Consider the following 24319-nt stretch of genomic DNA (forward strand, 5'->3'; position numbering starts at 1 on the left):
CGGTGCGTGGGGCGGACGCGGCGGAGGCCGATGCCGCGCTCGGGCTGTTCGATGTGGAGGAGTTCGGTCTCGGGACGGGTGAATCCGGCGAGGCCGCGGACGGAATGACTGCGTGAGCCCTGTGGCACGGGGCATTTCGGCGTGTCCCGCCGCTGCGGGCGCGCGATCGGTTGTCGAATGGGTCGAAGCGTTGCGGGAAGGGGTCACGGCATGCGGCTGCATCGGCTGGAGCTGACGGCGTTCGGGCCGTTCGCCGAGACGGCCGTGGTGGATTTCGACGAGCTGGGCGCGGACGGGCTGTTCCTGCTGCACGGGCAGACCGGGGCCGGGAAGACCACGGTGCTCGACGCCATCGCCTTCGCGCTGTACGGGAAGGTGCCCGGCGCGCGCGAGGAGGGCAAGCGCCTGCACTCCGATCACGCCGACGAGCAGACCCCGCCCCGGGTGCTGCTCGAGGCCACGGTCGGCGGCCGGACCCTGCGCCTGATCCGATCCCCGGAATTCCAGCGGCCCAGCAAACGCGCCAAATCCGGCTGGGTGAAGGAGAACTCGGTCGCCACCCTGGAATGGCTCGACGGCCGCGGCCAGAACCTGTCCCGCATCCCCGATATCGGTGACGAGGTGCTGCGCCTGCTCGGCATGAGCGCCGACCAGTTCTTCCAGGTCGTTCTGCTGCCCCAGGGCGATTTCGCGCGCTTCCTGCGCGCCGACAACGAGGAACGCGAGAAGCTCCTCGAAAAGCTCTTCGACACCGAACGTTTCGGCACCGCCGAACAGTGGCTCATCGATAGGCGCCGCGCGAGCACCGCCGAACTCGACACCCGCAAGCACGGCATCGATGCCCTGATCGCCCGCGTCGGAACCGCAGCCGGTCTACCCGCCACCGACTCCGCCGCCATCCTCGAATCGGTCGCCTGGTCGCAGTCCCTGCTGACCGCCGCCCACGCCACGCTGACCGCCACCTCCGCGGAACTCCAACAGCGCCAACAGGATTCGTCGAAGGTTCGCGCCGCCGCCGAGGCCGAGCGCCGCCGCCACGACCTGTTCCGCCGCCGCGCCACGGCCCGGACCCAGCTCGCCGACTTCACCGCGACCGCCACCCACCGTGCGGCCCGCCAGTCCGAGCTCGACCGAGCCCGCCGTGCCGAACCGGTCGCCGCCGCCCTCGCCGAGGCCCGCACCGCCGCCGTCGCCCTGCGCCGCCGCGCCGACGACGCCACCCGCGCCGCCGAGCAACTGGCCGACCGCCTCCTCGACCCCGCGACCGCCGAACTCCCCGGAACCACGTGGGCCGCGGCCGACCTGGCCGCCGCCGAGCTCGCGGGCACCGACCTCGCCGCCGACCTGGCCGACCTCCCCGCGCCCGGAATCCAGCCGGGAACGGACGCCGGTCGGCCTGTCGAACACGATGCGCCCGGTCGTGACGGCGAAGCCTCCTGGGGCAGCGGCAACGTGGTGGACCCGGCACGGCCGTCGGCGGCCGATACACCAGGTCAGGTCGCCGGTGACGAGCCTTCGCACCTTCGCGCGAACCACCGTGGCACGCAGATCGATACGGGTTCGGGCGGCGCCGGTGGACTGAACGACCTGCCCCGGGCCGGTTCCGGTGGCGGGCTCGAGGCGGCGGTGCAGCGGTGGAGTGCGCAGGTGGGTGCGCTGGATGAGGTGCGCGCCGATGCCGAGTCGGCGAATCGGCTGACTCGGGAATTGTCGGGGCTGCGCACCGAGCAGAAGGACCTGGCGGGTCGGGCGGCGACGTTGATCGCGCGGCTGAGCGAGTTGCCGGAAGCTGTTGCGGGGGTGGAGGTCCGGTTACGTGGGGCCGCGGATGCGGCGGCCGCGCTGGCCGGGCTGGAGGCCGAGTGTCTGCGGTTGCGGACGTCGGCGGCGGCCGCGGTCGAGCTGGAGCGGAAGCGGGGTGAGCTGGCGCGGGCGGCGACCGGGTTCGAGCAGGCGAGGACCGCGCACGCGGAGGCGTGGAAGCGGACGCAGGCGCTGCGGGAGCAGCGAATGGCCGGGATGGCCGCGGAATTGGCGGAGGCGCTGGTCGAGGGGGAGCCGTGTGCGGTGTGCGGGTCCGACGCGCACCCGAATCCGGCGCGGCCCGCGGAACACGCGGTGTCCAAGGCGGACGAGGACGCGGCGCTGGCCACCGAACGGGCCGCGGAGGCCGCCCGGGAGCGAGCGGGGCAGCTGGTCGCGGAGCTGGAGCGGGCCGTCGAAGTGCTGGTCGAGCGGGGCGGCGACGTCGACAAGGCGGACCTGGCTGCGGCGCTGGATGATTCGACGCGTCAGTTCACCGCGGCCGAGCGGGCGGCGGGGCTGGTGGACGGGCTCACCGCCGAACTGAACACGCTGCGGGCGGATCAGACCCGGCTCCAGAACGAGGCGCGCGAGTGCGAGAGCCGTATGAGTGCGACGACCGAGCGGATCGTGGCCACCGATCGTCGGCTGGCCGAACTCACCGAGCGGCTGCGCGCCGCCGCCGGAGCCGACGGCACGGTCGAGCGGCGGCGCGCCCGGCTGGCCGCCCTGGTCGAGGAGGCCGGTGTGGTCCGCGCGGCCCGCGTCGACGCCGTCACCGCCCGCGAGCAGGTGGCCGCGGCCGCCGTGCGGGTCGAAAAGCTGTCGTACGAAGCGGGTTTGGTGGAATCCGCGCCCCCGGTGATGGGGGAGTCCGGCCCGGATTACACCGTGCTGGGCGAGTACGCCCGTGCGGTCGATGCCGCCTCGCGCACGACCGCGCAGCAGTCGGAGATCGAAGACGAACTCGTGGCCGCCGATCGCGCTCGGGCCCACGCCGAGGCCGTCCTCGCCGAGCCGGAGATCCGCGCCGCCGGGGACACGGAACCGGGTGATCCGGGTGAACTGGAAAACGCTGTGGCCCAGTCGGAATCGGAGCTGAACCGGGCGGTCGCGGCCCACGCCGAAGCCGAGCGGCGGGTCAGGCAACTCGCGGACCTCTGCGCGCGATTGCAGTCCGACGTCGAACACATCGCCCCGCTGCAACGCGCTCACGACGAACTGGCCCGCCTGTCCGAGGTGGTCGCGGGCCGCGGCGAGAACAACCGCCGCATGTCCCTGCGCTCCTACGTCCTGGCCGCCCGCCTGGAGGAAGTGGCCCTGGCCGGATCGGTCCGCCTGCGCCGAATGTCCGGCGGCCGCTACGAATTCGTCCATACCGACGCCGCGGGCCCCCGCGGCCGTCGCGGTGGCCTGGGCCTCGACATCCGCGACGACTACACCGGCGCGGTCCGCCCCGCCAAAACCCTCTCCGGCGGCGAGACCTTCATGGCTTCCCTGGCCCTGGCCCTGGGCCTGGCCGACGTCGTCTCCGCCGAATCGGGTGGTCTGGTCATGGACACCCTCTTCATCGACGAGGGTTTCGGCAGCCTCGACGCCGACACCCTCGACTCGGTCATGGGCGTTCTCGACGAACTGCGCTCCGGCGGCCGTGTGGTCGGCGTGGTCAGCCACGTCGACGAAATGCGCCAGCGCATCCCCAGCCGCCTCCACGTCATCCGCGGCCGCACCGGCTCCCGCCTGGAAACCTCGGTCGGCGTCTGACCGCCTGTCCGCGCGGCCCTCTCGACGTCGGACGTCGATCATGCCGTCGGCCTGATGTCCCTGACGTGTTCGATCCCAGGCCTCGCGGTGTCGGTCAGCTGCGGGCGAAGCGGACTTCGGCTCGGGCTCGGGCCTTGGCGGCTTCGACCTCGCGGTCCTTGGGCGGGGCGTTGGTGGTCAAGCCCTCGAGGAGGCGGATGGTGGCGGCGGTGATCTCCTCGACGGCGAGGTCGAAGGCTGCCTGATTGGTTTGGGAGGGTTTATTGGTTCCGCTGATCTTGCGGACGTATTGCAGGGCGGCCGCGTGCACCTCGTCCGGGGTGGCCGGCGGCTCGAAGTTGTGCAGGGTGTGGATGTTGCGGCACATGGTTGCGAGCGTACGCCGGGGCACCGACACCCCCGGTCGGAGCGATGTCGCAGGTCGGGAGGGTGCGGGTCAGGCGGCTTCGTGGTCGAGCAGCCAGCGTTTGACGGGCAGCCCGTAGCGGAAGCCGCCGAGGCCGCCGTCGGTGCGGATGACGCGGTGGCAGGGGACGAACAGGGCCGCGGCGTTGCGGGCGCAGGCGTTGGCGGCGGCGCGGGTGGCGGCGGGGCGGCCGGAGATGACCGCGAAGTCGGTGTAGGTGACCGGCTCGCCCGCGGGAACCTTGCGCAGGATCTCCCAGGCGTGGGTGAGGAATGGCCCGGAGACCTGCCGGACGGGAATGGCGTCGATGGCGGTCAGATCACCGGCGTGATAGTCGGCGATGGCCCGCGAGACCGGCCCGAGCGAGTCGCGGGCCCGCAGTTCGGCGGGCCGGATGCTGGGGTGGATGAGCACGCGCAGCTCCTCCGCGGAGGCGGTCCAGCCGGAGGCCAGGACCACCCCGTCGGCGTCCACTACGGCCGTGAACGGCCCGGCCGCGGTGGTCGTGGTGGCGTAATCCGCTGGTGTGTGGGTGTTTTCGGAGCTCATGAGGGGTGTCCTCCGGGTGGGAGTCGGCGGCGTGCTCATTGGGCGGCGCGTCGGCCGAGTGGTTCGATTTTCGCGGAGGCCCGTGGCTCGGGATTGGCCAGGGCGTGCTTCCACAGGTGCATGGTCAGGTAGGACCGCCACGGCGACCAGCGGGCCGTCGCGGTGAGGTCCACGCCGAGCAGCGCGGCCCCACGCCGCACCACCAGGTCGGACGGCAGCAGCACGTCAGGGTCGGCGAGCAGGCGCATCGTCACGTAGTCGGCGGTCCACGGCCCGACGCCGTCGAGGGCCAGCAGGTCGCGGCGCAGTTCGGCGGCGGTGCGGCCGGAGTGCAGCACCAGGTCTCCGGAAGCGAGGGCCTTGGCCGCGCCGACGATGGCGTCGATCCGCCGTCCGGGGCCGGTGAGCACCTCGGAGCCGTGTTCGGCGATGGCCTCGGCGGTGGGGAACAGGTGCGGGATGGGCCCGTCGATGGGCTCGCCCAGGTGCTGCACCAGTCGCGCGGTGTGGGTATTAGCGGCCGCCACCGAGATCTGCTGCCCGATCATGGTGCGCAGCAACAGCTCCGGACCGTCCAGGCAGCCCGGCACCCGGATGCCGGCGGGCAACGCGATGTCGTTCGCCCGGACACCGCCGTTCGACCGCGGCACGCGACCGTTCGCCGGCGGTACGGCACTGCTCGCGCCCGCGGCGCCGTTCGAGCGCTGCGCGGTCGGATCCGCCTCCGGAACCTCGCCGGGTAGGCCCACACGTAACGGCATCCCCGCCATACCCGCCGTCAACGCCTCGTCGATACCGATCGGATCGGCGTCGAGGTCGAGGAAGTGCCGGATGCGCGCCACGGTCGGCGCGAGGTCCCGCATGTCCTGCAACGACAGCGCCGCCCGCACGTGCCCGGGCTGAATCGACAGCCGAATGGTGGTGTGACCGTGGGGCGTTCGCAGGCTGCGCGTGTACACCCCGTTCTCGTACAGCTCCAGCCCGGGCGCCGCGTGCGCGGCGAGGAACCATTCCAGCCACGACCGGTCCAGCGGTTCGCGGTAGGGCAGGCGCAGGGTGAGCAGCCCGTTGGTGGCGGGCAGGGTGTCGCCGTTGCGGCGCCGGGATTCCTCGCGCAGCGCGGTGGGGCTGACCGCGAAGACCTCGCGCACGGTGTCGTTGAACTGCCGGATGCTGGCGAATCCGGCCGCGAACGCGATGTCGGACATGGGCAGCCGGGTGGTCTGGATGAGCAGGCGCGCGGTGTGGGCGCGGTGGGCGCGCGCCAAAGCCAGTGGGCCCGCGCCGAGTTCGCCGGTGAGTACCCGGGTGAGCTGGCGTTGCGAGTAGCCCAGGGCGTTGGCGAGGGCGGGCACGCCGCCGCGTTCGATGACGCCGTCGCCGATCAGCCGCATGGCCCGGGAGGCCAGGTCGGCGCGGGTGTTCCACAGTGGCGACCCGGGGGCGGCGTCGGGCAGGCAGCGTCGGCAGGCCCGGAATCCGCCCTGCTGGGCGGCGGCCGCGGTCGGCAGGAAGGTGACGTTGGCCCGTTTGGGGGTGATGGCCGGACAGGAAGGGCGGCAATAGATTCCGGTGGTGCGTACCGCGGTCACGAAGTGTCCGTCGAACCGGGAGTCCCGGGTGGCCACGGCGCGGTAGCAACGCTCGAAGTCCAAGTCGTTCGCACTCACGCATACCACCATGTCAGCCCCAGCCCGCCCGCGCTAGCGGAAATCGGCCATGAGCGTCGGCGGAAAACCGTCACCCGGGCTCAACAGCAGCGGTTCGCCGGATTTTTGTCCGCGGCCGCGTGCCGGTCGCGCCAGTAGTCCCGTTCACTGGGAATCTCGCAGCCGGGGTGGTGCAGGCGCTGATGCTGCACGTAGCGGGCGTAGTCGTTGCCGCCGAGGATCGAGTTGAACCACCAGGCAACGGCTTTCACGGCCCGGACGAGGGCGAGCCCCGTCCGCCGCAGCGGACCTGCGGTGGACGGGGCGTCGGGGGTGGTCATCGGCGCGTCAATGTCTCGCGCCGGGTGCGACGACCTTGCCCTCGGCGATCAGGGCGTCCCATTCCTGCTGGACCTCCCGCTCCGACTTGGTGGCGATGAACCCCTTGGGGCCGAACAGCTTCGAGGGCACTTCGTCGGTCTCGGTGGTCGAACTGCCGCCCGCGCGGATGGCCTTCACGCACACCCAGACGCCGACCAGGGCCACGATCAGCACCATCACCGCGAACACGATCGACAGCGTGCCCTGGATGAAGGTGTTGCGGATGATCTTGTCCATATTGCTGATCTGCACGTTCAGCGCGTCGACATCCTTGATGCCCTTCGGCAGCTGACCGGTGTCACGGGCCGCGATGTAGGCGTTCTGCTTGTCGATCGTGTTGTAGTGCAGCGTCCAGTAGCCGATCTTCGGGTCACCGGAGAAGATCTTCTGGAACGAGGCCGTCATGGTGACGATCAGGTCCCAGACCAGCGGAACCGCCGGAATCCAGGCCCATTTCAGCAGGCCCTTCTTCACCACGATCACCAGTACCACCGTCAGCGCGATGGCCGCGAGCAGCTGGTTGGAGATGCCGAACAGCGGGTACAGCGTGTTGATGCCGCCCAGCGGGTCGGTGACGCCCATCAGCAGCACCGAACCCCACGCGGCCACCACGAGTCCGGAGCAGATGAACACGCCCGGCCACCACGACGGGTCGCGGAACTTCTTGGCGACGCCGCCCAGGTTGCCCAGCGAGTCCGAGAGCATGAACCGCGCGACACGGGTGCCCGCGTCGATGGTGGTGAGGATGAACAGCGCCTCGAACATGATGGCGAAGTGGTACCAGAACGCCTTGAGACTGTCGCCGCCGATGAACTTGTGCATGATCTCGGTCATGCCGATGGCGAGGGTGGGCGCGCCACCGGTGCGGGAGTAGACGCGGGACTCGCCCGTGCCCGCCGCCACGTCGTTCAGGTACTGCGCGTCGATCGGGTTGCCGCTCAGGCCGAGCTTGTTGACGCTGTCGGCGGCCGCCTGCGCGGAGGTCATGTTGGGGGTGTTGATCGCGAAGTACAGGTGCTGGTCCAGGATCGACGCCGCGATGATGGCCATGACCGCGACGAACGACTCCATGAGCATGCCGCCGTAGCCGATCATCCGCGCCTGCGACTGCTTCTCCAGCAGTTTGGGTGTGGTGCCCGAGGACACCAGCGAATGGAAGCCCGACAGCGCGCCGCACGCGATGGTGATGAACAGGAACGGGAACAGGCTGCCCGCGAAGGACGGTCCGTTGGAGTTGCTCGCGAACTGGGAGACCGCGGGGGCCTTCAGCACCGGCATGGTGGCGAGCACGCCGAGGGCGAGCAGGCCGATGGTGCCGATCTTCATGAAGGTCGACAGGTAGTCGCGCGGGGCGAGCAGCATCCACACCGGCAGCACCGACGCGACGAAGCCGTAGATGATCAGCATCCAGGAGATGGTGGTGCCCGACAGCGTGAACAGGTCACGGCCCCAACCGGATCCGGCGACCCAGTTGCCGGAGATGATGGCCAGCATCAGCGCCGCGAAACCGATGATCGACACCTCGCCGACCTTGCCGGGGCGCAGGTAGCGCAGGTACAAGCCCATGAACAGGGCGATCGGGATGGTCATCGCGATGGAGAACACACCCCACGGGCTGCCGCCCTCGAGGACGTGGGTGGTCTTGTTCTCGGTCGCCGCAAGGGCATTCACGACGACGATGCCGAGCACGGCGAGCAGGATCATCATGATGACGAGCACGGCGACGATGGCCGCCACGCCGCCGACCACGCCGAGTTCGTCGCGCGCCATCTGGCCCAGCGAGCGGCCGCGGCGCTTCACCGACGCCCACAGGACCAGGTAGTCCTGCACCGCACCGGCGAGCACCACGCCGACGATGATCCAGATGGTGCCGGGTAGGTAGCCCATCTGGGCGGCGAGCACCGGGCCGACCAGCGGGCCCGCGCCGGCGATGGCGGCGAAGTGGTGGCCGAACAGGACCCGCCGGTCCATCGGCATGTAGTCCTTGCCGTTCTCCATCTCCTCGGCGGGAGTGGCGACATCGTCACGCGGCTTGGTGATCTTGTATTCGATGAGCCGGGCGTAGAACTGGTACGCGAGCACGTACGTGCACAAGGCGGCGATGACGATCCACACCGCGTTCACGTTCTCGCCTCGCACGAACGCGAGGATGGCCCAGGCGATCGCGCCGACGACGGCGATGGCGAGGAAGATGCCCTTCTTCGCCGGTGTCATGGGTGTCCGGTCCACGACGCCCACCGGTGGCAGGTCGGGATCCGTCCGGAGGTACTCGATGGTCGCCATGCGCCAACTCTCCCGTGCGGTACAACGGTCACTGATTCAAATGGTCACAACGTAGCCCAACCGACATGCGTCTGAACCGGCTTTGACCAGCCGTTCACCTGCATCTCGTACCGCCGGGTTCGGTTGGCCCGGGGGACGCTGTACCGGGGTCGGCGGGGGTGTTGCGATCCGGTGCGATGCCCGCGAGTTCGCGTGTTTTCGACGTGTCGCGGGTAGCTCCCCGTATGCTGCCATGCTGGTTCGAGATCCACGTCACGGTGGTGGCATTAGTTCGTTTAGTTCACGGATATATCCTTCCGGCCGCCCCGTCGCCCGAGTCATGACCCCGCCGCGATCGTCCGCGACCCGAGGAGACGCGATGCCGCAGCACCCCCGCCCGGCCGGTGTACGGGAGATCGGCGGTGCGCGCGACGGTTTCGACCGGCGGACCCTGCTGCGCTCGGCCGCGGCCGGTGCGCTGCTCGCCGCCGGCGGCTGCGCGGGCGGGGACGACGACGCGGTCACCTTCTTCTTCCAGGCGCGGCCGGAGGAGGCGCGGGCGCGGCTGCGGATCATCGACGAATTCCAGCGGCGGCGACCCGACATCCGGATCCGCACCATCATGTCCGGGCCGGATCCGTTGCAGCAGATGCTCACCTACTGCGCGGGCGGCAAATGCCCGGACGTGCTGATGGCGTGGGAGCTGTTGTACGCGGGGCTCGCGGATCGCGGGGTGCTGGCCGACCTGCGTGAATTCCTGGATCGGGAACCGGATTACGCGGCGCGGCTGCGGGCGGACGGGTATGTCACGCTGCGTGACACGTTCGCGTGGGGCGGCGGGCAGTACGCGCTGCCCGAGCAATGGTCCGGGGTGTTCCTCTACTACAACCGGAAGCTGTTCGCCGACGCCGGGATCCAGCCGCCGGTGCGCTGGTCCGCGGCGTGGAGCTTCGACGAGTTCCTGGCCGCCGCGCGGACCCTCACCCACCGGGACGCCGACGGGCGCACTCGCCAATGGGGTTTCGTGGACGCGTGGGTGCCGTACTTCTCGGCGGCCTGCTTCGGGATGAACAACGGCACCGAATGGTTCAGCCCGCCGGTGCGGCCGGACCACACGAATCTGGGGGACCCGCGGTTCGCGGCCGGGCTCCAGTTCTACGCCGACCTCGCGGTGCGGCATCGGGTCGCGCCCAGTGTCGGCGACCGGCAGTCCGTTTCGGCGCAGGACCTGTTCCGCAGCGGGAAGGCCGCCATGCTCCTGGGCGGGCACTGGCTGTACTCGGAGTTCGCCGACCGGGACGGGCTGGACTTCGACGTGACCGTGCTGCCGGTCGGGCCGCACGGGGGACCCGGGGCGATCACCGATATCGGCAGCACCGGGCTGGCCATCGCCGCGAGCAGTCCGCGCCGGGAACAGGCGTGGGAGTTCGTGAAATTCGCGACCGGGCCGGAAGGGCAGGCCATCATCGCCGAATCGGGGCTGTTCGTGCCGGTGTTGCGGTCGGCCATGCGGTCGGCGGGATTCGCGGCGGCGCATCCGGGGGTCCGGAATCTGGAGGTCTTCACCGAGGGGCCGGAGAATTCTCGTCCACTGGCGGTGACGCCCTTGTGGGGCAAGGTGGAAGCATTGCTCGAGCGGGGCTGCAATCGCGTGTTGCGGGGTGCGGCGTCGGCGGAATCGCTGGGTGGGCAGACGTCTTCGGATATCGACCAGTTGTTGCGGGCGGCGGTATGAGACGGGGATCGGAGCTGGATCGGCGGCGGGCGCGGGCCGGGACGTTGTTCGTCGCGCCGAATGTGGCCGCGATCCTCGTGTTCATGCTGTTCCCGCTGGGGTTCTCGCTGTATCTGAGTTTTCACTCGTGGGATCTGTTCAGTCCGCCGCGGTTCGTGGGGGTGGCGAATTACCGGCGGTTGATCTCCGAGGATCCGCTGTTCTATATCGCGCTGCGGAATACGGCCGTGTTCACGGTGCTGACCCTGGTACCGACGGTGGTGATCAGCCTTGCTGTGGCCGCGCTGCTGAACCGGAAGTTGCGGGCCATCGGGGTCTTCCGCACCATCGCGTTCCTGCCGTTGGTGGCGTCGACCGTGGCGATGGCGGTGGTCTTCCGCTTCATCTTCGCCAGCGATGACGGTCTCGCCAATATCCTGCTGGGCTGGATCGGCGTGGGCCCGATCCCGTGGTTGACCGACCCGCACTGGGCCATGGTGTCCTTGAGTCTGGTCACGGTGTGGAAGTCGGTGCCCTTCGCGACGGTGATTCTGCTGGCCGCCATGCAGGGCGTCCCCGAAAACCTCTACGAGGCAGCGAAGATCGACGGTGCCCGTGGCTTCCGCCGGTTCGTCTCCATCACCCTTCCCCTGATCCGAGGCGCTCTGTCCTTCGTCCTCGTCATCACGGTCATCAACTCCGTCCAGGCCTTCGACCAGGCGTACGCCCTCACCGGCAGCAACGGCGGCCCCGAAACCGGTACCTATGTGCTGGGAATCATGCTGTTCCAGAACGCCTTCCGCTTCTACGAAGTCGGCTACGCGTCGGCCCTGGCCTGGGTGATCTTCGCGATCCTGCTGGCCTTCACCCTCATCCAGCAGTGGCTGTCCCGTCGCGCCGAGGTGGACCGATGAAACGCCGCCTGACCTCCGCCGTCCTCACCTACCTGGCCTTGATCGCCGTGGCCTGGTGCGCCCTCACCCCGATCCTCTGGTCCATCTCGGCCTCCCTGAAATCCGACGGTGAACTGACCGACGCCGCCCCGCTGCCGTCGCACCCCCAATGGTCCAACTACCGCGAAGCTTTCGCTTCCATCCCCCTTGGCCACATGCTCCTGAACACCGTCATCTACGCGGCCTGCGTGACCATCGGCCAAGTCTTCTTCTGCTCCCTGGCCGGCTATGCCTTCGCCCGCCTGGAGTTCCCCGGCCGCGAGGCCCTCTTCCTCGGCTACCTGGCCACCCTCATGGTCCCGCTGACCGTCACCGTCATCCCGCAATTCCTGCTGATGCGCGCGTTCGGCTGGATGGACACCCCCTGGTCCATGATCGTCCCCGGCCTCTTCGGCAGCGCCTTCGGCACCTACCTGATGCGCCAGTTCTTCCGAACCCTCCCAGTGGAATTGGAAGAAGCCGCCACCCTCGACGGCTGCACCCCCTGGCAAACCTATTGGCGAGTCCTCCTCCCACACACCAAACCCGCCGTCATGGTCCTCGCGGTCCTCACCTGGATCACCGTCTGGAACGACTTCCTCTGGCCCCTGATCATGATCCAACGCAACGACTACGCCACCGCCACCCTCGGCCTCGTCCGCCTCCAAGGCCAATACTCCACCAACTGGCCCCTCCTCATGGCAGCCGCCACCGTCATCCTCCTCCCCCTCCTCCTCGTCTACGCCCTCGCCCAACGCGCCTTCGTCCGAGGCATAGCCCTCTCCGGCCTCGGCGGCCGCTAGCCGATAACCCGCGTGCTCTAACGCGCCATTGTTCCTGGTCACAGCTATTGGTAACCTTGGGTATCCGACTAGGAGTTCCTGGATATCTGGAGGTTGCGACATGGCCGGCTCGAAGACTCCCATCGAGATCGATGAAGAAGCTCTGGCGATCGCTGCCGAGGTGCTGGGCACGAAGACCAAGAAAGACACGGTCAACGCCGCGCTTCGCGAAGTGGGGCAGCGGCTGGTACGCGTCCGTGCGCTTGCCCGGCTGGGCGAGATGGCTGATCGCGGCGACTTCGATGAATTCCTCGACAACAAGGCGGCCTACCGCAAGTGACTCCAGCCCTCTATCTCATCGACACGTCGGGCCTTTTTCGGATCCTGCAGGACAAGCTTCGTCAGTCATGGATGGATCAGCTGACGGCAGGAGTCATCGCGACCTGCCCCGCCGTCGAACTCGAATTCCTTTATTCGGCAAGGTCATTGGCGGACAGGCTGGAGAAGCAGCGACTGCTGCGGGACCTGTTTGGATGGGTTGCGATGCCGGACCGGGTCTACGAACGCGCGGAAGCCGTTCAACAGCTGATGACCGAGCATAGAACGCATCGGTCGGCCGGGCCCGTCGACCTGCTCATCGCCGCCACCGCGGAACATCACCGGCTCACAATCCTCTGTGACGACCATGATTTCGCCACCATCGCGCGCATCACCGGCCAGCCGGTTGTCTTTGTCGCCGACCCTCCTCGCTAGCCGAACGATATTGGATAGACGGCACCGATGCCAGGAACCTGAGCATGGAGTAACTCAGTTGGTAGAGGTCATCCAGGCTGTGTAGACGTCGCGGGTTTGATCCCGCCTCCATGCCCGCCCCACAAGTCGTCCCAGCGCTATCCGCGGTAACCGGTGCCGGGGATGCGGACCCGGTACTGCGAACATAGATAGGTTTCGGGGACCGCCTCGGTCGCCGGGACATTCCAGATGTCAGGCTCGGCCCTGACCGCCAGATACTGCTCCTTGGCCTCGCGATAACAACGCATACCCATGATCGGGCCGTTCACCGGAGAGTAATCGGCATACAGGCAGGTGTAGCAGCACACCAGCGATGTGCCCTCCGGCAACGCCGTGATCAGTTTCAGTAGCCCGGTTTCAAAAGTGTGGCAATCGGTTTCGTACGCTGTGCCGTTCAGCGCCAAGCTGAGCCGCAGCGTGTCGCGCTGTGTATCCGGCGTGAGATTCAACGTGAACCGGACGACCTCCGCTCGCCGAACCCCCGAGACCGCGACAGTGCACGGCAACTCGCCGGTGAGCCTGCATCGTGTGAGTGCGTCGAACCGATCATCGAGCGACAGCACCTCCCGCGCCCGGGGGTCCGGCGGATCCGGCTCGATGCAATCCAAATCACCCCCGCTGAGCGGTATCCCCCGAACCACCGTCGAAATCTCGTACCCTCCCGCCCACCCCGCCACCGCATACGGTTCGATCCGCCACTTGATCGCCACCCGCCCCCGCCCATCCTCGTAACTGCCAGGAAACGACCACGCCCGCATTCGATCCTCCACGAAACCAATTGTCCTGCTGTAGGTCTGGTTGCCGCTCGCTTTCGAACACGAATCCAGGCGGTCCGGTAGGGCAGGATTGGCGGATGTTCGCCACCGCGTTCCTCCAGTACTCCGGCAAGGGGCCGATGCGGCACGAGGAGACGCTGCTGGAGCAAGGGTTGGCGCGGCGCGGGATTCCGGTGCGGTACTACACGATCAAGCGGATCCATAGGCCGAAATAGCCTGAAGCAAGCCTGGCGAGTATAGTTATTTCTATACTTCTGCGGGTGGCAGACCAAGAGTGGGACATCTACGTGGTCGATGAGGTCCGTGAGTGGATCACACAGTTGGAAGAACCCGACTATCGGCGGGTGGTGCAGGCGGTCGATCTGCTAGCGGAGCTCGGTCCGGGTCTGGGACGTCCGCTGGTCGACACCGTCGTGGGTTCGTCGATTACGAATCTGAAGGAGTTGAGGTCGGGCACCGTACGAATCCTGTTCGCCTTCGATCCGTGGCGGTCGTCGATCATGCTGGTGGCGGGCGACAAATACAAGCGATGGCAGTCTTGGTATCGGGTGGCGATTCCACTGGCGGAGCAGCGGTACGAGAGCTATATGACGCAGCGGCGGAAAGAGATGGAGGGTCACGGATGAGCGGATACTCGCGGTGGAAGGACGTCCGCGGGGAGTTCGTCGAACGGGCGGGTGGCGAAGAAGCCGTTGCCGCCGGGAAAGAAGAGCTACTCGCGGAGATGATCGGCCATCGGCTTGCCGAGATTCGGCGCTCCAGAGGGATGACGCAGCAACAGCTCGCGCAGCGGATGGGCGTGACCAAGGGGCGTATCTCCCAGATCGAGCAGGGCAGCATCGCCGGCTACGAACTGCTCGCGCGCTACGCGGCCGCCCTCGGCGGCCGCCTGCACCAGTCGATTCACTTCGAGGACGGCGAGATATCGGCGATCGCCTGATACTCCGACATGGCTTCGAGCGATGGGATCCCATGCTCACTCCGATGCGAGCCGGTATCGCCTCTGAGGTTGCAGTTCGACGTGCCCGCGTGGTCCATTGAGCGGCCACCGCGGCCCCGAACGTGCCGGCCACGCCGACCCCCGCAACTGCCAGGCTGATCAGCTCGGACTCCATGCAGGAATTTTCAGGTCATTGTGGCCGGTCGCGCCCGGCTCATCAGTTCGTGGTAACTGCTGGGGGATTCCAGTTGCCGTCGATGATCTTCTGGTCGGGCCAGTAGGTTCGGAGCATCAGGTTGAAGTCGCCGGTGGTGGGGGCGGGGAGCCAGTTGGATTCTTTGGCGGGGCCCGGGGTTTCGCGTTGGATGTAGATGTCTACCGAGCCGTCGGGGTTCTTGGGGAGGAGTTCGCCGCGGAGGGCGTAGCGGTTGATGGGGTTGGGGACGAAGAAGCCCTTGCCGTCGTACATGGTGAGGGACCAGAAGCCGTGGACCGGGGGGATCTTGTCGGCGGGGAAGTGCAGGACGTAGTTGTGGTCGGCGTTGAGTTGGTTGTTCTTGTCGTCGACGTGGGCTCCCGGGTAGAGGGCGTCCTGGGGGAGGTTCGCGCCCAGGCCGGCGTAGGAGACGATGGCGCGGGCGCTGAAGTCGGTGCCGTAGTTGCCGATATCGGTGCGCGCGGTCTTCCAGCCGTTGACCGGCTTGTTCTGGATGTCGGTTTCGATCTTGCCGAGGGCCGTCGGATACGCCTGCTCCCAGCGGGTGCGGTCGGCGCTCGGCAATGTGGACAGGTCCAGTTTCTGGTTCGGGCTCCAGCCGATGTCGGAGAACTGGCGCAGCGCGTCCTTGTCGTCAGGGCGCGTTTGGGTGTGGGACAGGCTCTCGTAGTACAGGTCCCAGTACTGCTGCGGGGTCAGTTTGTGGATGTACTCGGCCACGGGCTGATTCGACGGCCACTCGGGGTGCAGGTCGGCGTTCTGCGGCGGGCTGTAGGGCTGGTTGTAGGAGCTGAGCGGGACCACGGTCATCTTGTCCTGGATGGCGGTCACGTTCGGGATGTCGTCGGGGCCGTCGATCTGGATCCGGCCGAGCATCCAGCCGCCGTCGGTCGGCAGCCGGTATTCGTGGACGCCCGCGGGGAGGTCGCCCTTCCAGTTCGGGCCGACGATGGCGAACTGGTAGCCCTTGCCCGCGTCGTCGATGGTGCGCGGTCCGGCGGAGTGGTCCACATTGGTCCACATGTCGAGAATCGGGAACAGGTGGTACCGATCGCCCATCGCGGGCACGCTGACCACCAGGGGTTCCTTGGCGACATCGAACAGCATCGACGTGTAGAGGGTGTCCACGTTCGGGCGGACGACATTCTTGAAATTCGCGTCCGGCAGGAAGTTCAACGGCGCCAGCTGATTCATCGGGGCGACGCCCTTGGCGGGATCCGGGGCCGGGACATTGGTCTGCTGCCGCCGAGTCAGCTCCATGGTGACCAGCGGGTAGGTGTAGACGTACGCGTTCACCGCGGCGTCGTCGCGATCGGCGGCGGTCGGCGACGTGGACTCCGAGGACGAGGAGTCCGACGAGCAGGCCGCCGCGGTCGCCGCTACCGCGACCGTCGCGAGTAGGGCGAGGGTCGTGCGAGCGGGACGGAACCTCAGTGTTCTGGGCAACGCATCCTCCATCGGTCGAGTGCGCAGGACCTGCACTTCTGACAAGTGCAGCTAATTTGTAGCAATGATATTGCTCGTTAATTGAAATCGATGAGATCGGCGCAGGCCAGCTGATCCAGCCGCCCGCGCGAGTGTATGCCTCCGCGAGTGTGCCCACTGGCGGGTGTTATGGCGATGGCGAACCAATGGCAATCGATCGCGGTGATCAATCCTGGTCGAGTATCGACACCAGTGCGGCCGTGATCGCGTCACGGAGGGCATCGTGCTGTGGACCGAGGAGATGTTCGGAGGCGTTGCGGGCCGCACCGTAGAGGTGAACCGGGCCGGTGCGGAGGTCGTCCTGTTCCCATCGGTAGCGGGCGTGGACATGGCCGTGGAGGTGGTGCCAACTATTGCCGAGGACTTCGTAATTGATACGCCAGAAGTCGGGATCGGCTGCACGGCACGCTGTTTCGATCGCTTCGCCGAGAATGATCAGGTCGTGCATGAAGGCCACACGGTCAGGACGGGGGAGTTCGGTGAGTTGATCGGCCTGGCCGTCATGGATCAGCAGGCAGTAGCCGGGGAGGTGTTGGGTGGAACCGATTACCGCCCAGCCGGTTCGCATGCGCGTGAGGACTGTCGGGTTCGTGCCCTGGCGAGCCGCGCCGAGCGGATTCGTACGGTAGTCGATAGGCATGCCGCTGATTTCGTCGCTCATTTCCCCTCCGAGCAAGGACGAATCGTCTGTCGAATCATTCCTCGAGAGCGAAATCGGCGCTCGCGGTTCAGGAAATCGATCGGTGTTATGGGAACGATCACGTTCGGGTTTAGACGCTGGTGGCAATGGCCGGCGACAGGGCATTCGAGGTCGCCGCGGTTTGTGGACGAATAGCGTGGGTATCGGTTTGTTACATGCGAGAGATGACGGAATCGAGCAACGCCGGGCTTCCGTTGCGGAGGTCGGTTGCCGCGAGTGCCATGGGCAATGCCACCGAGTGGTTCGACTACGGGGTGTATGCGGCCACCGCCGGATATCTCACATCCGCCTTCTTCCCGGGATCGCTGGGCACGCTCGGGACGATGCTGGGGTTCGCGGTCTCGTTCCTGCTGCGGCCGCTGGGCGGCATGGTGTGGGGACCGCTGGGCGATCGGATCGGGCGGAAAGCCGTGCTGGCGACCACGATCCTGATCATGTCGGCGGCCACCGGGGCCATCGGTCTGCTGCCGACTCACGCCGTGGCCGGGGTGTTCGCGCCGATTCTCCTGATTCTGCTGCGCGTCGTGCAGGGCTTTTCCACCGGCGGCGAATATGGCGGCGCCGCAACATATCTTGCCGAATGCGCGGAGGATCGCCGCCGCGGATTCCTGGGCAGCTTCCTCGAATTCGGCACCCTCGCGGGATTCGTCGGCGGTTCGGCGGTCGTGCTGGCCTGTCAGCTGGCCCTGGGCTCGGACGCCATGTACGCGGGCGGCTGGCGCATTCCCTTCCTGCTGGCCGTGCCGCTGGGCCTGACCGGCTGGTACCTGCGCGGCAGACTGGACGAGTCGCCGGTGTTCACCGAGCTGTCCGAGGCGGAGACCCCGCCGGGCGGGCTGCGCGCGGTGCTCACCACCTACCGGCGTGAACTACTCACCTTGATCGGCCTGGTCGTGGCGCTCAACGTAGTGAACTACACGCTGCTCACCTACCAGCCCACCTACCTGCAGCGGACCATCGGCCTGGGCGAATCCACCACCACCGCCATGATGTTGATCGGCCAGCTGGTGATGATGGTGTCGCTGCCGTTCTTCGGCCGGCTGTCGGATCGGGTCGGCCGGCGTCCGATGTGGCTGGTCTCGCTGGTGGGGCTCGCGGTCGCCGCCATACCCATGTATTGGCTGATGGGGCGCGGAACCGTCTGGGCTGTCATCGGATTCGTGGTGCTCGGACTGCTGTATGTGCCGCAGCTGTCGACGATCAGCTCCACTTTCCCGGCGATCTTCCCGACTCACGTCCGGTACGCCGGATTCGCCTTGGGCTACAACGTGTCCACCGCTCTGTTCGGCGGTACCGCGCCGCTGGTGAACGAGGCCGTCATCGAACACACCGGTTGGTCGTTGTTCCCGGCGGGCTATATGGTCGCGGCTTCTCTCATCGGACTGGTCGCCTGCGCCTTTCTCCGCGAAACCGCCGGAACCTCGCTGCACGGCACCGAGATTCCCGAAACCGAGCTCGTCCCCGCGATGGAAAGGTGACCGCGATCGCGAATTTCGCGGCGCGGCGGCTACGTGTCGGCAATCGGGCCTTGAATAATCCGGTGGATGGACATGATCCGCTGGAATCGGCGATCCGTACTGGCTTCGATCGCCTTGTTCTCGCTCGGAGCCGGGGTCGGGGCGCGGTCGGCGGTGGCGCGGGCAGCCGCGGGGACCCGGTACACGATGACCGCGTTCACCAACAGCAGTGACTCCGAGCTGTACGTCTATGAATCCCAGGACGCGACCAACTTCGAGCTGCTCGGTGCGAATGCCTATCGGCCCCCGGCCGGGCTGGTTCGAGACCCCAGTCTGCTGAGACATACCGATGGGTCGTATTACCTCACCTACACCACGGCCGGGGACGGCCATACGATCGGATTCGCGCGCAGTACCGACCGGATCAACTGGACCCATGTGTCCGACTACCCGGTGCCGGTGCCGGTTCCGAAAGCCGAAGCCGCGTGGGCGCCAAAGTGGTTCACCCACATGCCCGGCTTCGTCGGTGTACTCGTCTCCATCTCGCAGGGGCACGGGTTCACCCCCTACCTGATGATCGCGACCGACCCGGCTCGCCCGATCTGGAGCCCGCCGATTCCGCTGATCGGAATCGGACCGCAGCAGCCCGGTCACCTCGGCTTCATCGACACCACCATCGTGGCGAACGACGGGAGCTACTACGCGTTCGCCAAGAACGAATCCACCAAGTTCATCGAACTCGCGGTCGCCCCGCATCCGCTCGGGCCGTACCGGTTCATCGGCCTCGGCGACTGGGCCGGATGGGGCGCGCCCCGGGAAGGACAGTGCGTGGTCGCACTACCAAGTGGCGGCCATCGGATCTACTTCGACGCCTACACCGAAGGAAAGTACTTCTACAGTGACAGTGTCGACGGATTTCGCACCTGGACAGCACCCGTCGAGCTACCGGAACTGTCGGGAACGGTCCGTCATTTCACGGTGCTGTCCGAGCAGACGATCGCGCGGTAATCCTCACTCCGTGGCGGCCGCGTAGCGCCGGGCGAGGGTGCGCAGATGCGCGACGAGTTCCGGCGGCTCGGCGACGCGGAAGTCCATCATCAGCATGCTGAGGTAGATGGCGATCGTCTCCAGGCGGTCGGCCCCGGTCAACAGCAGGCAGGAGGAGTCGTCGAGCGGCTCCACCACGCCGACCGTCGGGTTGATTCGGGCGATGACGGTCTCGGCGGGCTCCAGCACCGTGACCCGGGCGTGGACTTGCCAACCGGTGGAGGCTATTTCACGCAGCACGAAGGCGACGAGATCCGAGTCGGGTAGCGCTCGTGCGGCGAAATGGCGTGTACCGGGCCGGATCTCGGACATCGACGCCACGGGCAGCGCCTGCCAGGCATGCGTGGCGAGACTGTAGGCGACCAGATACCAGCGGCGTTGCCAGCTGATCAGCCGGTAGGGCTCCAACTCCACACCATCGGCATGCAGGGTGGTGGCGCCGCGGATGGCGGTCGCCAGGGTGGCGAGGGTCTCGGCGGGCACGGGAGCGTCCGGCTCCCGGGAGCCGGTGACGGCCGGGCCGATATCGGTCACCGTGCGCAGGGCGGTGACCTTCCGCTGCAGCCGTTTCGGGAGGATGCGATCCAGCTTCGATTGGGCGCGTTCGAGATTGGCCTGGATATCGGTGATCCCGGTGCTGCCGTCGGCCGCCACATTCATGGCGACGGCCACCGCGACGGCCTCGTCGTCATCGAGCAGCAGCGGAGGCATGGTGGCCCCCTGTCCGAGTCGGTAACCGCCGACCGGCCCACGGGCGGCGTGCACTGGGTACCCGAGATCGCGCAGCCGAGCGATGTCCTGACGCAGCGTGCGGTCGGTGACATCCAGGCGTTCGGCCAGGTCACGGCCGGTATGGGTGCCTTCCTGAAGGAGCGTCAACAGGCGGAGCAAACGGGTTGTGGGGGAGGTCACATCGATTTCTTTCGCTCGGCTCCTTGATTAGGAAGAAATCTAGCCTAATCAGGTCATACCTTTATCTCAACGGATCGAAACGACCTGAGAGGCAAGAACAATGAACGCGAACCCGCAGACCGACAACTCGCCCGCCGCCGCCCTCGCCCCGGTCTGGCGCGACGTGCTCGCCGCCTCCCACCAGGCGCTCGCCGACGTCGTCGCCGGAGTCGGCCCGGACCAGTGGGACAACCCCACCCCCTGCTCCGACTGGACGGTCACCCAGGTGGTCCAGCACGCCGCGGGCGACCAGCTCGCCTACGCCAAGTTCCTCGGCATCGGCGACGGCCCCGCCTACAACCCCTTCGAGCCGTCCGGCAGCATCGACGGCGGCGCGGCCGAACTGGTCTCCGCCGCAATCGAACCCACCGCCACCGCCTGGGCCACCGTCACCGACGGCACCGAGACCGTCCCCACCCCGCTCCCGCACGGCGAACTCCCCACCCCGGTCGCCGCCGTCATGTGCGCCCTCGACGCCGCCGTCCACGCCTGGGACATCGCCATCGGCACCGGCCAGCCCTCACCCCTCACCGACGAGCTGGCCGCCCACCTGCTCACCGCGTCCCGCGGCCTCATCGAGCCGCTGCGCGACTACGGCGTCTTCGCCCCCGTCGTCACCGACGCCCCCGCGACCGATACCCCCGTCGTCGCCGAACTGCTCGCCTACCTCGGCCGCACCCCGCGCGCCTGAACGGCGTGGCAGCCCCGGACCTGGGGTGATCGCCCGGTCCGGGGCGACGGGTAGACTCCCACTCTCGTGAGTCTCACCCTCGGAATCGTCGGCCTGCCCAACGTCGGAAAGTCGACGCTGTTCAACGCTCTGACGCGCAATGACGTGCTGGCCGCGAACTACCCGTTCGCCACGATCGAGCCGAATGTCGGCGTGGTGCCGCTGCCGGACCCGCGGTTGGGCAAGCTGGCTGAGATCTTCTCCTCCGAGCGGCTGGTGCCCGCCGTGGTGTCGTTCGTCGACATCGCGGGCATCGTGAAGGGCGCGTCCGAGGGCGCGGGGCTGGGCAACAAGTTCCTCGCCAACATCCGTGAGGCCGACGCCATCTGCCAGGTCGTGCGCGTGTTCGCCGACGACGACGTGATCCACGTCGACGGCAAGGTCGACCCGCTGTCCGACATCGAGGTCATCGAGACCGAGCTCATCCTCGCCGACCTGCAGACCCTCGAGAAGGCCGTGGTCCGGCTCGAGAAGGAAGCCAGGGTCAAGAAGGACCGCAAGCCGGTCGCCGACGTCGCCAAGCAGGCGCAGGAGATCCTCAACGGCGGCAAGACGCTGTTCGCCGCCCGCGCGCAGATCGACACCGATCTGCTCAAGGAACTGTCGCTGCTCACCATCAAGCCGTTCCTCTACGTCTTCAACGCCGACGAGTCGATCCTCACCGACGAGGCCAAGAAGGAAGAACTGAAGGCCGCCGTCGCCCCCGCCGACGCCGTCTTCCTCGACGCCAAGGTCGAAGCCGAACTCCTCGAACTCGACGAGGAATCCGCCCTCGAACTCCTCGAGTCCATCGGCCAGACCGAACCCGGCCTGCACGCCCTGGCCCGCGCCGGCTTCCACACCCTCGGCCTCCAGACCTACCTCACGGCCGGCCCCAAGGAAGCCCGCGCCTGGACCATCCACCAGGGCGACACCGCCCCCAAGGCCGCCGGCGTCATCCACACCGACTTCGAACGCGGCTTCATCAAGGCCGAAATCGTCGCCTTCGACGACCTCGTCGCCGCCGGCTCCATGGCCGCCGCCAAGTCCGCGGGCAAGGTGCGGATGGAAGGCAAGGAGTACGTCATGGTGGACGGCGACGTCGTGGAATTCCGCTTCAACGTCTGAGCCTCGCACCATCGAAGAACGCGTAGTCGGCGGTCGAACCGCTACGTGCGCAGACTGATTGAGCCCCGCCCGGTGTTCCGGGCGGGGCTCGGCTGTGTCTGGGCTGTCGGTGGTGGCCGGTTCGGTCAGCGCGGTGTGCCGCCTTACAGCGCGCTCGCCAGCCTTGCCCGATGCGACGGCCCGGGCCCTGCCGGAGGGTTCCTGCATCGGGAGCCGATGGTGATGACGAACGCTACGCGTCGCAGTTCAGGTCACGCGGGTGGCTCGGCGGGGTGCATGACGGCGTCCCACCACGATTCGAGCCGACTCGGCTCCGGCCACACCACTGGCTCGTCGTTGTCGGAACCGCGGGTGATGACCGGGCGCTCGAATGTCACTTCCCTGCTCGAGGAACGGGTCCGTCGCGGTGTGGTTCATGGCCCTGTTTCTCGGAAGGAACGCACTGTCGTGGCGCCGGCGGCCATCCTGTTCTTCAGCGGGTTAGTCCGAGTAGTGCCGCGGTGATTCCGAAGTCGGGCCCGAAATCGTCGATGCGGCCCGTGCGGCAGCCGTCGGCTCGCATCTGGATGCGTTCGCAGAAGAGGCTGAGCATCTCGCCGCTCCCGATGGCGGTGCCGAGCAGGGCGTGGCTGCGGACGTAGCGCTGGTCTCGGTTCACGGATCGGTCGATGTTCTCGAAGAGCAGTGGCGTGATGTCGACGATGTCGGTCAGACCGGCGGCGTTTGCGCGTAGTTGGGCGGTGACGGTGGTGAGTGCGGAAAGGGTTCCCGCGAGCTGATCCTGGTATTGGCTGAATGCTCCGCTGGTGTTGCCGAGTGTCGCGTTGAGCTGATCGAGGGTGGCCTGCAGGCCTGGGGATTGCTGGGCCAGTAATGTCACGAGCTGCGTCATCTTGTTGCCGAACTCGCGGGCTGATTGGTCGTTGTCGGCCAGCATGGTGGTCAGCTCGTTGAGCTTGACGATGATGCCGGCGATCGCACCGCCGTTGTCGGCGCCGGCTTTCAGCGCCCCGGACAGAGCCGCGAGGGTATCTCGGATCCTTTCGCCCTGCCCATTGACCATCGGGTAGAGCACCCGTCCCGAGAGGGGCCCGTCGTCGGAACCGGTCTCGGGTTTGAGAGCGGCGGCGAACTCATCGATTGTCTTGATCATCGTGTCGAGCTCGACGGGAGTGCGGGTCTGCTCAACAGGCAGGTGCGCGTTGGTCGGCAGTGTCGGGCCGCCGGTGTATCGGGGTGTGAGTTCGATGTGCCGGTCGGTGATGATCGAGGGTGAGACCATTGCTGCCACTACATGTTCGGGCAGCTGAACGGAGGGATCGATGCTCATGTAGACGTCGTTGTAGGCCCCGTGTGAGACGATCTTGTCCACGGTCCCGACCTCGAGTCCGAGCACCGTGACGGGGTTTCCCTCGAAGATGCCTGCGGTGTTGCGGAAGTCTGCCGACAGGTGATTCGAGGGTCGGATCGGCCGATCGCGCGCCGAGCCCCAGTACAGCAGGGCCGCGGCAGCGACCGCAGCGACGAGGCCGATGCGGAGCAGTGGAGTTGGGGCATGCGGTATGGACATTGCGGGTGAGCCTCTCGCCGGCCACAGCGCATGGAGAACTCACCACCGGTAGGCGATGGTCGGTGAGCTGCGGCTCGCATGGTGTTCTTGGAGTGTCGAATCGATCGATGAAGCCGCTGCTGCGAGATTCAACAGCGGCTGTGTGAAACCGTCGGGGTGTGAACAGATTCGGCTACCTGATGCCGCATCCGGCAAGGCTTGTTCGCGGAACGGACGGCTCGGCGCTTCCGATCACGGTCCGTTGAACAGCCGTTCACACGGCAGGCGTGGTAGCACAGGACTGGCGTCGATGGCGTCAGGTATCA

The 24319-nt window shown here is 67.4% G+C and carries 24 protein-coding genes; 13 read left to right on the top strand and 11 right to left on the bottom strand.

Going from position 1 to position 24319, the window contains the following annotated elements:
- Positions 1-210: 210 nt before the first annotated feature.
- Positions 211-3567, top strand: coding sequence for an AAA family ATPase (locus ACFRAQ_RS03255; RefSeq protein ID WP_379093461.1), 3357 nt, complete (start codon positions 211-213; stop codon positions 3565-3567).
- Between the two features lie 94 nt (positions 3568-3661).
- On the opposite strand, the gene ACFRAQ_RS03260 is transcribed toward ACFRAQ_RS03255, so the two are convergent.
- From ACFRAQ_RS03260 to ACFRAQ_RS03280, 5 genes are all read right to left on the bottom strand, one after another.
- Positions 3662-3934 carry a DUF2277 domain-containing protein gene (locus ACFRAQ_RS03260; RefSeq protein ID WP_379093464.1) on the bottom strand — a complete coding sequence of 91 codons (273 nt, stop codon included), beginning with the start codon at positions 3932-3934 and terminating at the stop codon, positions 3662-3664.
- A 69-nt stretch (positions 3935-4003) separates the two neighbouring features.
- Positions 4004-4522 (bottom strand): methylated-DNA--[protein]-cysteine S-methyltransferase, encoded by a 519-nt coding sequence (locus ACFRAQ_RS03265; RefSeq protein WP_379093467.1) that lies wholly within the window; start codon positions 4520-4522, stop codon positions 4004-4006.
- A 35-nt stretch (positions 4523-4557) separates the two neighbouring features.
- Positions 4558-6204 carry a DNA-3-methyladenine glycosylase 2 family protein gene (locus ACFRAQ_RS03270; protein ID WP_379093470.1) on the bottom strand — a complete coding sequence of 549 codons (1647 nt, stop codon included), beginning with the start codon at positions 6202-6204 and terminating at the stop codon, positions 4558-4560.
- A 68-nt stretch (positions 6205-6272) separates the two neighbouring features.
- Entirely contained in the window at positions 6273-6512 is a 240-nt protein-coding gene (locus ACFRAQ_RS03275) for a YbdD/YjiX family protein (RefSeq protein WP_379093473.1), read from the bottom strand.
- Positions 6513-6519: 7 nt separating this feature from the next.
- Positions 6520-8835: a carbon starvation CstA family protein gene (locus ACFRAQ_RS03280; RefSeq protein ID WP_379093476.1), complete on the bottom strand. Its 2316-nt coding sequence runs from the start codon at positions 8833-8835 to the stop codon at positions 6520-6522.
- Positions 8836-9193: 358 nt separating this feature from the next.
- On the opposite strand from ACFRAQ_RS03280, the gene ACFRAQ_RS03285 reads away from it, so the two are divergent.
- The 5 genes from ACFRAQ_RS03285 to ACFRAQ_RS03305 all read left to right on the top strand — a co-directional run bounded on the left by ACFRAQ_RS03285 (position 9194) and on the right by ACFRAQ_RS03305 (position 12995).
- Positions 9194-10549 (top strand): ABC transporter substrate-binding protein, encoded by a 1356-nt coding sequence (locus ACFRAQ_RS03285; RefSeq protein WP_379093479.1) that lies wholly within the window; start codon positions 9194-9196, stop codon positions 10547-10549.
- On the top strand, positions 10546-11442 hold the full coding sequence (locus ACFRAQ_RS03290; protein ID WP_379093482.1) for a carbohydrate ABC transporter permease: 897 nt from the start codon (positions 10546-10548) through the stop codon (positions 11440-11442). The genes ACFRAQ_RS03285 and ACFRAQ_RS03290 overlap by 4 nt, the downstream gene beginning before the upstream one ends.
- Positions 11439-12263 carry a carbohydrate ABC transporter permease gene (locus ACFRAQ_RS03295; protein WP_379093485.1) on the top strand — a complete coding sequence of 275 codons (825 nt, stop codon included), beginning with the start codon at positions 11439-11441 and terminating at the stop codon, positions 12261-12263. Before ACFRAQ_RS03290 ends, ACFRAQ_RS03295 begins: the two co-directional genes overlap by 4 nt.
- 100 nt (positions 12264-12363) lie before the next feature.
- The gene (locus ACFRAQ_RS03300; protein ID WP_357280055.1) at positions 12364-12582 is read left to right on the top strand and encodes a type II toxin-antitoxin system VapB family antitoxin; all 219 of its coding nucleotides are present in this window, start codon (positions 12364-12366) and stop codon (positions 12580-12582) included.
- Positions 12579-12995 carry a PIN domain nuclease gene (locus ACFRAQ_RS03305; protein ID WP_379093488.1) on the top strand — a complete coding sequence of 139 codons (417 nt, stop codon included), beginning with the start codon at positions 12579-12581 and terminating at the stop codon, positions 12993-12995. The genes ACFRAQ_RS03300 and ACFRAQ_RS03305 overlap by 4 nt, the downstream gene beginning before the upstream one ends.
- Before the next feature lie 137 nt (positions 12996-13132).
- Here the strand turns inward: ACFRAQ_RS03305 and ACFRAQ_RS03310 are convergent, their stop codons facing one another.
- On the bottom strand, positions 13133-13792 hold the full coding sequence (locus ACFRAQ_RS03310) for a DUF6304 family protein (protein ID WP_379095775.1): 660 nt from the start codon (positions 13790-13792) through the stop codon (positions 13133-13135).
- Between the two features lie 95 nt (positions 13793-13887).
- Here ACFRAQ_RS03310 and ACFRAQ_RS03315 point away from each other — a divergent pair, with 95 nt between their 5' ends.
- From ACFRAQ_RS03315 to ACFRAQ_RS03325, 3 genes are read left to right on the top strand one after another with little or no spacing between them, the layout of a single operon-like run.
- Positions 13888-14025: a hypothetical protein gene (locus ACFRAQ_RS03315; RefSeq protein ID WP_379093491.1), complete on the top strand. Its 138-nt coding sequence runs from the start codon at positions 13888-13890 to the stop codon at positions 14023-14025.
- A 45-nt stretch (positions 14026-14070) separates the two neighbouring features.
- Positions 14071-14436 (top strand): type II toxin-antitoxin system RelE/ParE family toxin, encoded by a 366-nt coding sequence (locus ACFRAQ_RS03320; protein WP_379093494.1) that lies wholly within the window; start codon positions 14071-14073, stop codon positions 14434-14436.
- Entirely contained in the window at positions 14433-14750 is a 318-nt protein-coding gene (locus ACFRAQ_RS03325; RefSeq protein ID WP_379093497.1) for a helix-turn-helix domain-containing protein, read from the top strand. Before ACFRAQ_RS03320 ends, ACFRAQ_RS03325 begins: the two co-directional genes overlap by 4 nt.
- Before the next feature lie 217 nt (positions 14751-14967).
- Here ACFRAQ_RS03325 and ACFRAQ_RS03330 read toward each other — a convergent pair whose 3' ends face one another.
- Both ACFRAQ_RS03330 and ACFRAQ_RS03335 read right to left on the bottom strand, forming a co-directional pair.
- Positions 14968-16413: a DUF1254 domain-containing protein gene (locus ACFRAQ_RS03330; protein ID WP_379093500.1), complete on the bottom strand. Its 1446-nt coding sequence runs from the start codon at positions 16411-16413 to the stop codon at positions 14968-14970.
- Between the two features lie 205 nt (positions 16414-16618).
- Positions 16619-17113, bottom strand: coding sequence for a diadenosine tetraphosphate hydrolase (locus tag ACFRAQ_RS03335; protein WP_379093503.1), 495 nt, complete (start codon positions 17111-17113; stop codon positions 16619-16621).
- A gap of 203 nt (positions 17114-17316) precedes the next feature.
- Between ACFRAQ_RS03335 and ACFRAQ_RS03340 the strand changes: the two genes are divergently transcribed.
- A complete protein-coding gene (locus tag ACFRAQ_RS03340; protein ID WP_379093506.1) occupies positions 17317-18630 on the top strand; it encodes an MFS transporter in 1314 nt (437 codons plus the stop codon).
- A 66-nt stretch (positions 18631-18696) separates the two neighbouring features.
- A complete protein-coding gene (locus ACFRAQ_RS03345; protein ID WP_379093509.1) occupies positions 18697-19617 on the top strand; it encodes a family 43 glycosylhydrolase in 921 nt (306 codons plus the stop codon).
- A gap of 3 nt (positions 19618-19620) precedes the next feature.
- On the opposite strand, the gene ACFRAQ_RS03350 is transcribed toward ACFRAQ_RS03345, so the two are convergent.
- Positions 19621-20568, bottom strand: coding sequence for a helix-turn-helix transcriptional regulator (locus tag ACFRAQ_RS03350; RefSeq protein ID WP_379093512.1), 948 nt, complete (start codon positions 20566-20568; stop codon positions 19621-19623).
- A 100-nt stretch (positions 20569-20668) separates the two neighbouring features.
- Here ACFRAQ_RS03350 and ACFRAQ_RS03355 point away from each other — a divergent pair, with 100 nt between their 5' ends.
- Positions 20669-21298, top strand: a complete 630-nt coding sequence (locus ACFRAQ_RS03355) for a TIGR03086 family metal-binding protein (RefSeq protein WP_379093515.1) — start codon at positions 20669-20671, stop codon at positions 21296-21298.
- A gap of 66 nt (positions 21299-21364) precedes the next feature.
- A complete protein-coding gene (ychF, locus tag ACFRAQ_RS03360) occupies positions 21365-22444 on the top strand; it encodes a redox-regulated ATPase YchF (RefSeq protein WP_379093518.1) in 1080 nt (359 codons plus the stop codon).
- A 251-nt stretch (positions 22445-22695) separates the two neighbouring features.
- On the opposite strand, the gene ACFRAQ_RS03365 is transcribed toward ychF, so the two are convergent.
- On the bottom strand, positions 22696-22821 hold the full coding sequence (locus ACFRAQ_RS03365; RefSeq protein WP_379093521.1) for a hypothetical protein: 126 nt from the start codon (positions 22819-22821) through the stop codon (positions 22696-22698).
- A gap of 95 nt (positions 22822-22916) precedes the next feature.
- Entirely contained in the window at positions 22917-24014 is a 1098-nt protein-coding gene (locus ACFRAQ_RS03370; protein WP_379093524.1) for an MCE family protein, read from the bottom strand.
- Positions 24015-24319: the final 305 nt, after the last annotated feature.

Source organism: Nocardia sp. NPDC056611, from assembly GCF_042792755.1.
Taxonomy (GTDB): Bacteria; Actinomycetota; Actinomycetes; order Mycobacteriales; family Mycobacteriaceae; genus Nocardia.

Bases quoted from the DNA above. Each gene is read 5' to 3' on its own strand.
- ACFRAQ_RS03255 (WP_379093461.1), top strand. From the start codon at position 211: ATGCGGCTGCATCGGCTGGAGCTGACGGCGTTCGGGCCGTTCGCCGAG.
- ACFRAQ_RS03260 (WP_379093464.1), bottom strand. From the start codon at position 3,934: ATGTGCCGCAACATCCACACCCTGCACAACTTCGAGCCGCCGGCCACC.
- ACFRAQ_RS03265 (WP_379093467.1), bottom strand. From the start codon at position 4,522: ATGAGCTCCGAAAACACCCACACACCAGCGGATTACGCCACCACGACC.
- ACFRAQ_RS03270 (WP_379093470.1), bottom strand. From the start codon at position 6,204: ATGGTGGTATGCGTGAGTGCGAACGACTTGGACTTCGAGCGTTGCTAC.
- ACFRAQ_RS03275 (WP_379093473.1), bottom strand. From the start codon at position 6,512: ATGACCACCCCCGACGCCCCGTCCACCGCAGGTCCGCTGCGGCGGACG.
- ACFRAQ_RS03280 (WP_379093476.1), bottom strand. From the start codon at position 8,835: ATGGCGACCATCGAGTACCTCCGGACGGATCCCGACCTGCCACCGGTG.
- ACFRAQ_RS03285 (WP_379093479.1), top strand. From the start codon at position 9,194: ATGCCGCAGCACCCCCGCCCGGCCGGTGTACGGGAGATCGGCGGTGCG.
- ACFRAQ_RS03290 (WP_379093482.1), top strand. From the start codon at position 10,546: ATGAGACGGGGATCGGAGCTGGATCGGCGGCGGGCGCGGGCCGGGACG.
- ACFRAQ_RS03295 (WP_379093485.1), top strand. From the start codon at position 11,439: ATGAAACGCCGCCTGACCTCCGCCGTCCTCACCTACCTGGCCTTGATC.
- ACFRAQ_RS03300 (WP_357280055.1), top strand. From the start codon at position 12,364: ATGGCCGGCTCGAAGACTCCCATCGAGATCGATGAAGAAGCTCTGGCG.
- ACFRAQ_RS03310 (WP_379095775.1), bottom strand. From the start codon at position 13,792: ATGCGGGCGTGGTCGTTTCCTGGCAGTTACGAGGATGGGCGGGGGCGG.
- ACFRAQ_RS03315 (WP_379093491.1), top strand. From the start codon at position 13,888: ATGTTCGCCACCGCGTTCCTCCAGTACTCCGGCAAGGGGCCGATGCGG.
- ACFRAQ_RS03325 (WP_379093497.1), top strand. From the start codon at position 14,433: ATGAGCGGATACTCGCGGTGGAAGGACGTCCGCGGGGAGTTCGTCGAA.
- ACFRAQ_RS03335 (WP_379093503.1), bottom strand. From the start codon at position 17,113: ATGAGCGACGAAATCAGCGGCATGCCTATCGACTACCGTACGAATCCG.
- ACFRAQ_RS03340 (WP_379093506.1), top strand. From the start codon at position 17,317: ATGACGGAATCGAGCAACGCCGGGCTTCCGTTGCGGAGGTCGGTTGCC.
- ACFRAQ_RS03345 (WP_379093509.1), top strand. From the start codon at position 18,697: ATGGACATGATCCGCTGGAATCGGCGATCCGTACTGGCTTCGATCGCC.
- ACFRAQ_RS03355 (WP_379093515.1), top strand. From the start codon at position 20,669: ATGAACGCGAACCCGCAGACCGACAACTCGCCCGCCGCCGCCCTCGCC.
- ACFRAQ_RS03370 (WP_379093524.1), bottom strand. From the start codon at position 24,014: ATGTCCATACCGCATGCCCCAACTCCACTGCTCCGCATCGGCCTCGTC.